Annotated in this window: 10 protein-coding genes, 1 tRNA gene and 1 pseudogene; 5 read left to right on the forward strand and 7 right to left on the reverse strand. The window is 62.7% G+C overall.

From position 1 onward, the window contains the following. Positions 1-206: 206 nt before the first annotated feature. A complete protein-coding gene (locus C8J24_RS17175; RefSeq protein ID WP_107934438.1) occupies positions 207-947 on the reverse strand; it encodes a glycine-rich domain-containing protein in 741 nt (246 codons plus the stop codon). Between the two features lie 177 nt (positions 948-1,124). On the opposite strand from C8J24_RS17175, the gene C8J24_RS18090 reads away from it, so the two are divergent. After that, a complete protein-coding gene (locus C8J24_RS18090; protein ID WP_420894124.1) occupies positions 1,125-1,496 on the forward strand; it encodes a DUF938 domain-containing protein in 372 nt (123 codons plus the stop codon). A gap of 178 nt (positions 1,497-1,674) precedes the next feature. Here the strand turns inward: C8J24_RS18090 and C8J24_RS17185 are convergent, their stop codons facing one another. Beyond that, complete coding sequence (locus tag C8J24_RS17185; protein WP_107934442.1) at positions 1,675-2,568, reverse strand: Gfo/Idh/MocA family protein; 894 nt, start codon at positions 2,566-2,568, stop codon at positions 1,675-1,677. Positions 2,569-2,820: 252 nt separating this feature from the next. Between C8J24_RS17185 and C8J24_RS17190 the strand changes: the two genes are divergently transcribed. The 3 genes from C8J24_RS17190 (at position 2,821) to C8J24_RS17200 (ending at position 8,109) form a co-directional block, all read left to right on the forward strand. Further along, positions 2,821-5,103 carry a TonB-dependent receptor gene (locus tag C8J24_RS17190; protein ID WP_244180876.1) on the forward strand — a complete coding sequence of 761 codons (2,283 nt, stop codon included), beginning with the start codon at positions 2,821-2,823 and terminating at the stop codon, positions 5,101-5,103. Between the two features lie 510 nt (positions 5,104-5,613). After that, positions 5,614-6,945, forward strand: a complete 1,332-nt coding sequence (locus C8J24_RS17195) for a Gfo/Idh/MocA family protein (protein ID WP_107934444.1) — start codon at positions 5,614-5,616, stop codon at positions 6,943-6,945. 396 nt (positions 6,946-7,341) lie between these two features. Further along, positions 7,342-8,109, forward strand: a complete 768-nt coding sequence (locus C8J24_RS17200) for an NIPSNAP family protein (RefSeq protein ID WP_167396807.1) — start codon at positions 7,342-7,344, stop codon at positions 8,107-8,109. A gap of 100 nt (positions 8,110-8,209) precedes the next feature. On the opposite strand, the gene C8J24_RS17205 is transcribed toward C8J24_RS17200, so the two are convergent. The 4 genes from C8J24_RS17205 to C8J24_RS17220 are packed head-to-tail and all read right to left on the reverse strand — an operon-like array spanning position 8,210 to position 10,877. After that, a complete protein-coding gene (locus C8J24_RS17205; RefSeq protein ID WP_107934448.1) occupies positions 8,210-9,232 on the reverse strand; it encodes a sensor histidine kinase in 1,023 nt (340 codons plus the stop codon). Beyond that, positions 9,225-10,001, reverse strand: coding sequence for a winged helix-turn-helix domain-containing protein (locus C8J24_RS17210; protein WP_244180877.1), 777 nt, complete (start codon positions 9,999-10,001; stop codon positions 9,225-9,227). The genes C8J24_RS17205 and C8J24_RS17210 overlap by 8 nt, the downstream gene beginning before the upstream one ends. 40 nt (positions 10,002-10,041) lie before the next feature. Then, complete coding sequence (locus C8J24_RS17215; RefSeq protein WP_167396808.1) at positions 10,042-10,386, reverse strand: UrcA family protein; 345 nt, start codon at positions 10,384-10,386, stop codon at positions 10,042-10,044. Next, the gene (locus C8J24_RS17220; protein WP_167396809.1) at positions 10,383-10,877 is read right to left on the reverse strand and encodes a periplasmic heavy metal sensor; all 495 of its coding nucleotides are present in this window, start codon (positions 10,875-10,877) and stop codon (positions 10,383-10,385) included. Before C8J24_RS17220 ends, C8J24_RS17215 begins: the two co-directional genes overlap by 4 nt. 315 nt (positions 10,878-11,192) lie before the next feature. Here C8J24_RS17220 and C8J24_RS17225 point away from each other — a divergent pair. Continuing rightward, positions 11,193-11,327, forward strand: a pseudogene (locus C8J24_RS17225) (arsenical resistance protein ArsH); the annotation flags it as partial. 177 nt (positions 11,328-11,504) lie between these two features. Here C8J24_RS17225 and C8J24_RS17230 read toward each other — a convergent pair. Next, a tRNA-Met gene (locus C8J24_RS17230) sits at positions 11,505-11,581 on the reverse strand. Between the last annotated feature and the right edge of the window lie 15 nt (positions 11,582-11,596).

Consider the following 11,596-nt stretch of genomic DNA (forward strand, 5'->3'; position numbering starts at 1 on the left):
GACGTCCGTTCACCTCTGCCGCTCGTGAGCGAATATCAGGACGCAGTGCGCGTGGCGGCAAATCCCGCGGGCCCCACTCCGGAGCAAAGGTAGTGCGAACAGCTTTACAGTATTCGGGTTGGTGCTGGCGTGCACCGCCGTCGACGCGCATGTCTCGCTTGGCGGCGGTGCGCCCCTCCTCGTCGCCCGTCGCAAGACGGGGTGGGTCATGAGCACCCCCCGCCGCATCCCCCGCCGCACCCGCCATCGCCGCTACCGCATCCGTCCGACCCACAAGCGCCACCGTCGAAGTTCAGATCGAAACGACGACCAGCTGTGCCGGCCTTTAGTCGCGCACCTTGGATCCAAGTGACGATCGCAACGGCAAGGAGGAAAACCGCAACCAGCGCCACCATATCTTGAACGATCAGGACAACCAGGCCGGCGCAAGTGAACCCGACCAACGTCGCCTCTTCCGCGCCCAGAAGCGTCTTTCTGGTCCGGTCGATCCGCTGGAAATTTCCCGAGAATCGTTCGGTGGGATCGGGCCAAACATCGTCAGGCGGCGCAGCACCGAAGGTGTCCAGGTATAAATTGAGCGTATGCGCGTAGCGGTTACGATAGTGCTCGCGCTGCTCGGGGCCACCCGATGTCGGCTCGTGATGAATATCGCGCGCGACGATATCGCGGCAGAGGCCGTGCCAATAATCGCGGGTATAAGCCAGATGCAGATGCCACGCCTGATCAATTGCGTCCGACGGCGTAAGCTGCTCATCGCTGATCGCGACCAGCGCGAGGAAGCGACGATATTCCGTCGCGACCCGGTCTGCAAACGACCCGGTCCATCCGTTCTCTGCGGCCAGCCTCCCTTCGAAGCTGAGGGCTGCACCGGGCTGGCCGATGCTCAGGGTCTCGATCCTCCCAATGAGAATCCTTCGCGCCATATGCGCGGGGCTGTTCGGTTCCATACCCCATTAGATTAGTATGATATTGTTTCAGGATTGTGACGCCGATGGCGACCGAGCGATCCGGAGTCCGCCGCCCGCCTCTCGACCGTTACGTGGTGCGACAAGGCAGACAATGTCCGACCGCCACTCGGCCTCTACACTGCCGTCTAAGACTGACCGATCGCAAGCGCGGCGCCGATCTCGTGCATCAACATGGTCTATATCAGCCTGTGGTCGACGACGCTCGGGCTGCTCGCTGCGGCGGCCCGCCTGTTGCGAGCGGGCGATCCATTGTTCCTGCACGCCCCCTTTCACCGTGCAGATCAGCCGACCGGGCCGTCCCACGAAACGTTCAAGGCTTCCCTGAAGACACGCAACTCGCTCTGGGGCTTACGCGACGGCGTGACGGTGATCGTAGCAGCTGACGGGTCCACGCTGACTCGCATCGTCCAAATGCCGGCGAATATCCCTTGGGTTGTTTGCAACGCAATTCGCTTCAGACCTGGCCCATGGCAGTCCGAGGGACTGCCGCCACGCACGACCTTCTTTGCCCTACGACCCACAAGCTGACGTTGCAGGGCATTCCCCCCGCCGAGCTGCGGACACTCATTCAATGAGGTTTCCGGCTAAGCCACTGCATGCCGCCATTTAGGCGGTTGTCGGCACTGGCGTACATGAAGTGGGGGCGACCTTGTCGGTGCGCGCTGTGCGCCGACGCCTTCAAATCACGGAACGCGTGTCCGAGACTTCACGCCTCCGTGTGACGGACGATGGCCTCGCATATTTCATGCGTAGCGAGAATAGCGGCGGCATCGACCGGCCTTCGCTCACGCGCCGCAAGCAGGAAGTCGTCGCACATCGCCGCAAAGCCGCGCTGCTGTCCTACCGAGATCCAATCGCCTCGTCGATGTAAGCGCTGTGTCCCGCTCGTCTCGACGCGATCGGCAAGGTTCAGCACGGTATGACGTGCCCCACCGCCAATGACGTCCAGGCGTTCCTCGTCAAGCCCACTGTTACGATGCATTGTGCCGATGGCGGTAAACCCGTCGCCTGCCAGCGTGAGGGTGATCGTGTGGATCATGCCGTCTACGACATGGGTTTCGATGTTGCGTCGGCAAACCGGTCCTGGGGCTAGGAACAGCAGCGTATCGACGACATGGATGAAGTCATCGAAGACGACCTTCCGCGGTTCGTTGGGTTGCCGGTAGCGGTGCTTTTCGAGGATGATGAGGTTCGCGTCGATGCCTCGCAATGCGACATAATCTGGCGCAAACCGCCGGTTGAAGCCGACCATGAGCGGAACGACACGGTCCGTGGCCAAGGCGACAAGCGCTTCGACGTCGCCGAGATTATCGGCGAGCGGCTTGTCGACGAAGGTCGGGACGCCTCCCTCAACAAGGAGCCTGACGAGCTCGCCGTGTGCCTGCGTGGACGCGTGGACGAAGGCGGCGTCGAAGGATGTGGTGGAAAGCGCATCTGCAGCGCTGGTGTGCCGATGCCCGATACGAAACGAGCGGCCGATCTCGTCGAGGACGCCCGCGTCGCGCGTCGCCAGGTGAATGTCGAGATCAGCTCGCGTCGACAGAATCGGAAGATATGCTTTGCGAGCGATGTCACCCAGCCCGATGAGAAGCACGCGCATATCTATTCCCCGGTCCGGCACGATCGCCGCGTCTGCCGGGCGGCAATAGCTTCACGATTGCGCGCTCCGCAACCAATCGTCGGGGATGACTGCGGCGCCAACTGGGGCAAAGATGTCGCGGTGCGCAGCAAAAATGCATCGCCGCCGATCGTGTCTCTTGCCGCACGTTGCAGTGATGTTACCGGTCGGGGTCGGATCCGGGTCACACGGATCGACGCAGGAGGATGTTCGAAGCCCAAGGGGGGACCATCCATGATTCGCTTGCCCGTTCGTACGTCTGCCATCGCCCGGCTGCTGGCCGCCAGCGCGCCGTTATTCGTCTGTGCCACACCCGCCGTCGCGCAGGACCAGGCGCCGACGGGGCAAGCCGTCGGCGATCCGGCCGGCGAACAGGGCGTCGGCGACATCGTCGTCACGGCGACCCGCCGTCGGGAATCGTCGAAGGACGTGCCGCTCGCGGTCACCGCGATCAGCGGCGAGAAACTCGACGTGCTCAACTCGAGCGGCCTCGATATCCGGTTCCTCGCCGGTCGCACGCCGAGCCTTCAGGTGGAATCCTCGTTCGGCCGCACCTTCCCGCGTTTCTACATCCGCGGGCTCGGCAATACCGATTTCGATCCGAACGCCGCACAGCCGGTGTCGGTGGTGTATGACGACGTCGCACTCGAAAATCCGATGCTGAAATCCTTCCCGGTGTTCGACCTGCAAAGCGTCGAAGTGCTGCGCGGGCCGCAGGGCACGCTGTTCGGGCGCAACACGCCAGCCGGCGTCGTGAAGATCAATTCCGCCAAGCCGGATCCGGACAAGGCCTCGGGCTATGCGACCGGATCCTGGGCGACCTACAACACGATCAACGGCGAGGCGGCGCTGAACCTGCCGATCGGCAACGGCTTCGCATTCCGTGCATCGGGCCTGATCCAGTCGCGCGACGATTGGGTCACCAACGATTCCACGACGGGCAATGCCGATCGCAAGCTCGAAGGGTATCGCGATGTCGCCGGCCGCTTCCAGCTCGGCTATACCAGCGGCGATTTCAACGCCTTGCTGAACGTCCACGTCCGTGATCTCACGGGCTCGCCGCGCATCTTCCGCGCCGGGCTGTTCAAACCCGGCACCAACGACTTCAACACCGGCTTCGACCCCAAGCATGTCACGCTCGACGGCTATACCAGCCAGAGCCTGACGCAATGGGGCACCAACCTGCGGCTCGATTATCACCTCGACGGCATCGGCACCTTCTATTCGGTCACCGGCTATGAACAGGCCAAGGTCGAGAGCACCGGTGATGTCGATGGCGGCAACAGCTACCCGTTCACGGGCGGCACGATCGGCGCGATCGGCGTCGGGCTGTTCCCGTCGAACACCGGCGGCCTCACCAAGCCCAAGGAGTTCAGCCAGGAACTGCGCTACGCCAGCGAGGACATGAACGGCATCCGCTTGCAGGGCGGGCTGTATTATTTCTACCAGACGCTGCGTTATCATCAATATGACTATGCGTTCGGCGGTACCGGATCGCGTGCGACCGACCTGACGCAGGACATCTTCCACGACAATCGCAACGAGAATTACGGTGCGTTTGCATCGATCGAGGCGAAGCCGACCGAGTTGCTGACGTTGCGCGCGGGCGTCCGCTATTCGCACGACTATCGCAACGACCTCGTGACCGCACCGATCCCCGGGACCGGGATCAGCGACACACTGCCCGCGCGTGCGGTCGTCCGTGGCTCGAACGTGACCTGGGACGCGAGCGCGACCTATGAGCTGACCCCCGCGATCAACGTGTATTCGCGGCTTGCGACCGGCTATCAGGGGCCGGCGATCCAGGACCGCGTGACGTTCGGCAGCGTCCAGAGCACCGCACCGAAGCAGACGACCTTCTCGGGCGAGAGCGGCTTCAAGGGGACGCTGCTCGACCGGAAGGTGAACTTCTCGATCGACGCCTATTGGTACAGCACCAAGGACCTGCAGATCACTGCGGTCGGCGGCAGCAGCAACTCGGCCCGTCTGATCAGCGCGGACAAGGCGATCGGCTACGGCGTCGAGGGCGAGTTCGAGGCGCGGCCGGTGCCCGAATTGTCGCTGACCGCAAGCGGCAGCTACAACTTCACCGAGATCCGCGATCGCTCGATCGGCGTGGGGGTCTGCGCGACCTGCACCGTGCTCGATCCGATCGTGAACGGATTTGCGATGATCGACGGCAACGATCTTCCCCAGGCGCCACGCTGGATCGCCAACTGGACCGCGCGCTACGGCATACCGCTCGCGAACGGTGGCGAGGTCTATGCCTATACCGACTGGGTGTATCGCAGCCGCATCAACTTCTTCCTGTACGAAGCGGTCGAGTTCACCGGCAAGTCGTCGCTCGAAGGCGGGCTCAAGGTCGGCTATAAATCGCCGCAGGGGTATGAAGTCGGCGCGTTCGTGCGCAACATCACGAACCAGTATCGCAGCATCAGCGCGATCGATTTCAACAATCTGACGGGCATGATCAACGAGCCGCGGATCATCGGCGGCCAGTTCAAGGTAGCGTTTTAAGTTAAGACGCCGAACTGGGCACCTTGCGCGCAATCCTGGTGTGAAAGTGAGCGTCGCGACCTCGAACTCCTCGACAAGGGCCGTCGCAAGCGCGGCGGCCTGATCCAACGCTGCCGTCGAACCACCGGCAACGGCCGCCAGCCAGACGGAGATGGCTTAGAGCACGTCATTACAGGTAGCACGGTCAGTGTCGGCGTGGGCGAGGAGCGCCAATGCAGGCGCGGCTTCGTCAGGAAGGGTATCATTCTCATCGACCAAGCCAACATACATCAGATCTTGCGGGTGCCCAACTGCCATCGAAGAGGGTGAGCACTGCTCTATCATTCGGATCGTTATTTCGACGATGCGTGACGCTCTTGGTCATGGCCGACCGAACGCTGCTTTTCGCGTGGATGACCTTGATCAGGAGCTGAAACTGCGTTTTGCGGCGCACTCCCTTTGCGTCTGTGGACTTGCGAAGGGGCGGTTGGGCGCTACCAATGCCGTCAGGACAGATTGGGGAGGACCAACATGACCACCAGCTTCGACCGCCGCGCCCTCTTGGTTGGCGGCCTCGCAGCCTCAGCCGCTACCGTGGCGCCGCTTAGCCAGGCCTTTGCCCAGCGCCGCGGCCGGGTGTCGGCGAACGACAAAGTCCAGGTCGGTCTGATCGGTTGCAAGGGCATGGGCTGGTCGGATCTTTCTGCCATGTGCAAGCGGGCCGACGTAGCGCCCGTAGCCCTTTGCGACGTCGACGCTACGGTCCTTGCGGCACGCGGTGCCGAATTGAAGAAGGTCTCAGGCCGCACGCCGAAGCTCTACGACGACTATCGTCGGATGCTGGACGACAAGTCGATAGACGCGGTGATCATCGCCACGCCCGACCATTGGCACGCGCTTCAGCTGGTCGATGCCATGTCCGCGGGCAAGGACGCATATTGTGAAAAGCCGCTCGGAAACTCCATTGCCGAATGCCGTGCCATGGTCGCCGCCAAACAGCGTCACAATCGTGTGGTTCAGGTTGGTCAGTGGCAACGCAGCAACCAGCACTGGGCAGACGCAATCGCGCATGTTCAGTCCGGCGGCATCGGTCGGGTCCGAAAGGTCAAGGCTTGGGCGTACATGGGATGGATGAAGCGCGTCGTTCCCCAACCGGATCAGGCCCCACCCGCTGGCGTCGATTATGATCGCTGGCTTGGCCCCGCACCGCTGCGCCCCTTCAACCCCAATCGCTTCCACTTCAGCTGGCGCTGGTACTGGGACTATGCGGGCGGCCTGATGACCGACTGGGGCGTCCATCTGATGGACATCGCGCTGTTGGGCATGAAGGCCGAGGCACCTCGTTCGGTCAGCGCGCTTGGCGGCGCCTATGGCTATCCGGGCTCGGCGATGGAAACCCCGGACACGCAGACCGCCATCTACGACTTTGGCGACTATTCCGTGGAATGGGAGCATGCGGTCGGCATCAGTCAGGGCCCCTATGGCGGTCGCGACCACGGCGTCGCCTTCGTCGGCGAGACCGGCACCCTTGTCGTCGATCGTGGCCAGTGGCGTGTCACGCCAGAAACAAGCGATGGCAGAGCCATGACTCGGGAGATCCCGGTCACGAAAGCCAAGGACGAGGGGCTCGACCGGCACACAGCCGACTTCATTGCCTGCGTTAAAGATCGCACGCGCACGCCAGCGTGTACGATTGAGGCGGCGTCCAACACCGCCATCGTGTGCCAGATGGGAAACATCGCGTTGCGCACAGGCCGCAAGGTGAATTGGGATGCTGCATCAGGTCAGTTCAGGGATGACGCAGAAGCGAACGGACTAATCACGCCCCATTATCGTACACCCTATCGGCTGCCAGCTGCATAAGCCGACTGGCCGTAATGCCGACAGGGTGGAACCGCTGCGCCGCGCGCTCGACAGTGGCTCTTGCCATTCGTCGATATGGACTGACCGAAGGTCGGCCATTCGGTTGCCAGTTTCACCTCCCCAACTCTGGTCGCACTTACACATTAGCTGAACAACCGCCTTCGATGATTAGGCGCTGTTAGCATTTATCCGGATATCATAGCGCTGAACCAGTTGACGTCACCCAGCTGTCGCCTTGGAGGCAGGAATGCCGCGAGGTCGGCGTATGTCAATCATCAGCGGGCAGACATCGCGGATTGACGACGGTTGCGGCTTGCGCTCGACTGGCCCGGACGGCTTTGCGAGGACATGATGGCATATCCAATTGATCGACGTTCGTTGCTCGCAGGGGCCGCTATGGGCGGCGTGGCGCGTGCAACTGTCGAGGCTGAGGCTCAGCCCCGCGACGCGGCGGCAACCCTGGAAATCTACGAACTGCGGACCTATAGGCTGGTAAACGGCCCCATGAAGGACCGTCTGGACGCTTATCTCAGGAACGCCTTTATCCCGGCGGCACGACGCGCAGGTTGCGGGCCGGTGGGTATATTTACGGTGGCGATCGGGTCCGAAAGTCCAACCGTCCATGTTCTCGTCCCCTATCCCTCGATCGAGGATTTCGTGGCTTTGCCCGGCAGGCTCACCGCCGATCCGAGCTACACCACGGCTGCCGGCCCGTTTTTAAAGGTGACGCCAGACGCGCCGCCATACACGTCCCTCGAGGTGAAGCTGATGCGCGCCTTCCCTCACTTTCCTCGTCTCGAGTTGACCGACGCCTCGAGCAGCAACAAGACTCGCATATTCGAACTCAGGACGTATTTCAGCCACAGCGAAGCGGCCGGAATGACCAAGATCGGGATGTTCGACACGGGCGGTGAAATCGAGATATTCCGTCGGACTGGCCTAACGCCGGTCTTTTTCGCCCAGGACCTCACCGGAGCTCGCCTGCCGAGCCTGACCTACCTGCTGACCTTTCCCGACCTTGCGACCCGTGAACGAAACTGGCGTGCCTTCGGGTCGGATCCCGCTTGGCGCCGGCTCATCTCAACGCCGGGGCTTACCGACCGCGAAATCACCACCGGGATAGACAACCAGATCCTAAGTCCGGCGTCGTTCTCGCAGATTTGATCCACGAGCGGGCGTTCGCGCCCTATGTGCTCCCCGAACTTCGGTCGTCCGTTCGTTTAGATCCCCGGCCGCTTTTCGGGCGGCATTGCAGCAGAGCTGTTCATCTCGGCAATGCCACCCTGAACCGACCACCGCCTGTCTCGGCTGCGATGCAGCGCACCTCACCACCGTGTTGCCGTGCAATCTGACGGACAAGGCTGAGACCGAGGCCATATCCGCCATCACCCTCGTTCGCGCCGCGTGCTCTGTAGAACGGCGTGAAGATGGCCTCACACTCGCTCGGAAGGACGCCTGCGCCACCATCGTGGACCTCAAGCGCGATCTCATTTGCACAGGCTGTCAGCGTGACGAGGATCTGTGTCCCGCCGCCATGGCGTTGCGCGTTTTCGAGGAGATTGCGGATCATCCGCCGCAGAAGGACTGCGTCGCCGGACATCTTCACGCGCACGCCCGCGAACCGCGCGGTCGCGCGCGCACATTCTTCGGCAACGAGCGCGGTCAGATCCACGACCGTTCGCGAACTCGCATGCACTGACGTCCCGTCGAGGCGGCTCGCCAACAGCACTTCCTCGACCAGCTGGTCGAGCTCCATCACATTGCGCGCTAACTCCGCGCGTACTGCGACAGACGGTGCCTCGGACAGCAACTCGATCGCCATGCGGATACGCGCGAGCGGCGATCGCAGTTCGTGGGAGGCATTGGCTAGCAGGATCCGCTGCGCGCTCATCAACGCTTCGATACGCCCGGCCGATTGGTTGAAGCTCATTGCCAGCCGCGCAATTTCGTCGCGCCCCTCGACGGCAACCCGGCTCGACAGATTGCCCGTCCCCCAGGCATCGACGCTGGCCTGGAGCCGCTCGAGCCGGCGGGTAAGCCGGCGAACGACGGGGAATGCAGCGACCGCCACGACCACCGCAATCGCCAGCAGCAGCGCCAGCATGGCGAGATGGCCACGGAAGCCCTGCATGGCCGCTGGAGCCGCGCCGTAGCGCAGATGCGCCAGTCCAAAGAGAGTTGCCGCCGCGGTTAGGCTCGCCAGCAATGCGAGATAGATCCGCCAATACAGGCGCTGCATCAGGCGGGGTCGGCCGCTGTCACCGTCCAGCACGTCAGGCTCAGCCATCCTGCACCCGTGCGAACACGTAGCCCGATCCGCGCACTGTGATGATGCGCCGAGGCTGCCTGGGATCGTCTTCGATTGCGGCACGCAGGCGTCCTATATGAACGTCAATCGATCGGTCGAATGGCTCGTGGCTTCGGCCCTTCAACGCGTCGATCAGCTGGTCGCGCGACAGCACGCGACCGGCGCGCTCGGCGAGCACCACGAGCAGATCGAACTGATAGGCGGTCAGCGGGCAACCCTGCCCGCCCAGCTGTGCCACGCGCGCATCGCGGTCAATCTCCAGCCGCCCGAACCGCAGTCGCGGCAGGCTGTCCGCCGCCGCCAGGGCCGGTCGGCGCAGCACGGCGCGTAGCCTGGCCAGCAACTCGCGGGGCTCGAACGGTTTGGGAAGATAGTCGTCAGCGCCTAGCTCCAGGCCGATTACGCGGTCGAACGGGTCACCCTTTGCCGTGAGCATCACAATCGGCACCGCGCCTGCGGGCGACGGCAATGCACGGACACGCCGGCAGATGTCGAGCCCGTCGCTGTCGGGGAGCATCAGGTCGAGCAGCACGGCGGCGAACCCCGCACGCTCGTGGTCGCGCAACGCGGCTAGGCCCTCCTCGCCGGCCGTGGCGTGCGCGATGAGATAGCCGTGCTGGGCCAGATAGGTCTTCACCATCGCCGCTAAACGGCGATCGTCTTCGATCATCAGGATGTGCTGAATAATGGCCTTGGCCTTCAGATGATGATGCAGGGGTGTCCAGCAGACCATACAGGCTTCGCGCACTCCGCAAAGCCTGTAGGCTAGGTCCGACGATCGCTTGCCGTCAGCGACTCGTGTCGACCGCGAGTACTGCGACCTCGACCGCTTCTGCCGCATGGGCGGCAGCAATCTGGTCAAGTTGAGCCGAAGCACGGGCTATGGCAGTTTGAGTACAGCGCATCTCGCTCAGTTTCATCGCCAATGGCAAAACATCCTGGGTGGCGCATACCCGACGCGCTGCTCCATGGATGCGCCTCTGAAGGGTTGCCCGGCCGGCTTCGCCGCGTAGATCGAGATCGGCAACGCTGACGCGTTCTATCAGGGTCTGGCTTGACGGCGACGTCAGCAGCGCGGCGCTGGCGTCGACTGAGACGGCCAGTATGCATACGCCAGCCAAAAAGGGGCTCACAGTCCTGCCCCCTTGTGATGGACTGCCTTGAGATGAGCAGCCAATCGGACGCGCTGTGATGGTGTCAGCACCTCGGCGGCGTCGGCCAGCCCTTGGACGATCCGCCGCGAGGCACGGTCCGCCTGCTGCACCTGCTCGACTCGCAATGCCTCCAACCCGGCGCGGTCGATCGACGGCTGCAACACCAGGACGTATGCACGTTGGTGTGCGGTCCGGAACTGTGCGTGAAAGGCATTCAGATCGGTATGGACCGAATTGGCGATTAGCTTCAGCTGCGCCCTTTGCTTGGGCGTGCCGTCAGGCAGAATTTGCGTTAGAATTTTGTTGAAGTGCGCGTCGTTGATCGCAGGATCCGCTGTTGCCGAATGGCCAGACAACCCGCGTAAGGCCGGTACCGCCGAGGCTAGGCCAGCACCGGCGATCGCTGCGGTCACGGCCACGACGGCCAGCAGCCCGGCAACTGTCCGGCGTCGTTGAAAATATCGGTTCATTGCACAGCGCCCCATCGAATTCAGCCGACGAACTATTCGTTGGCCGCCCTGCAATGGCAGCGCGTCTTGGCTTCAAGATGTGTACCGGGTAAAGTTTTGCAAACGTCAGCCAATTGGTGGCGACACACCTTTGTCTAACTCAACGACCGCCCTGTAGCTCTTCTGTGGGCTCGACCCATATGCGACGATATCGTCGCGGCATTCCTTGCAGGGTATGAGGTGGAGACGCAGCGCCTGGAGACCGAGACGGTCAGCATCCGCCCGGATCGTGAAGTCGGACTCGCGAATCTCGACCGGCAGATCGGCCTTGCGAAGATGGAGAAGATGGTCCGCTTCACGGTTGTGCTCCGCCCTCACGCGGCCCAGAACGTCGACCGGTATTCGGAACGGAAGGATTCCGGCGTGCCGATCGATCCGACAATCGATCTGTCGAGCATCGCTACGGCGTAGCATCGACCACGGTGAAAGAATGCCAAATTTGGGCAGGCACGTTCCAGCGCTCCGGCTTTGACCTGAGCTGTTTCCACCATCTATCTATAGAGCGAGTTGGTCTTAATGTTCGGACTACGCGCTGGCATAATAACCACGACAGCCCCGAAGCTTTCGCTTCGGGGCTGTCGTAGGAGTTGGTTGCGGGGACAGGATTTGAACCTGTGACCTTCAGGTTATGAGCCTGACGAGCTACCGGGCTGCTCCACCCCGCGACGGTCCTGTTAGGG

Source organism: Sphingomonas aerolata, from assembly GCF_003046295.1.
GTDB classification, from domain to species: Bacteria; Pseudomonadota; Alphaproteobacteria; order Sphingomonadales; family Sphingomonadaceae; genus Sphingomonas; species Sphingomonas aerolata.

Bases quoted from the DNA above. Each gene is read 5' to 3' on its own strand.
- C8J24_RS17205 (WP_107934448.1), bottom strand. From the start codon at position 9,232: ATGGCTGAGCCTGACGTGCTGGACGGTGACAGCGGCCGACCCCGCCTG.
- C8J24_RS17190 (WP_244180876.1), top strand. From the start codon at position 2,821: ATGATTCGCTTGCCCGTTCGTACGTCTGCCATCGCCCGGCTGCTGGCC.
- C8J24_RS17200 (WP_167396807.1), top strand. From the start codon at position 7,342: ATGGGCGGCGTGGCGCGTGCAACTGTCGAGGCTGAGGCTCAGCCCCGC.
- C8J24_RS17195 (WP_107934444.1), top strand. From the start codon at position 5,614: ATGACCACCAGCTTCGACCGCCGCGCCCTCTTGGTTGGCGGCCTCGCA.
- C8J24_RS17185 (WP_107934442.1), bottom strand. From the start codon at position 2,568: ATGCGCGTGCTTCTCATCGGGCTGGGTGACATCGCTCGCAAAGCATAT.
- C8J24_RS17220 (WP_167396809.1), bottom strand. From the start codon at position 10,877: ATGAACCGATATTTTCAACGACGCCGGACAGTTGCCGGGCTGCTGGCC.
- C8J24_RS17175 (WP_107934438.1), bottom strand. From the start codon at position 947: ATGGAACCGAACAGCCCCGCGCATATGGCGCGAAGGATTCTCATTGGG.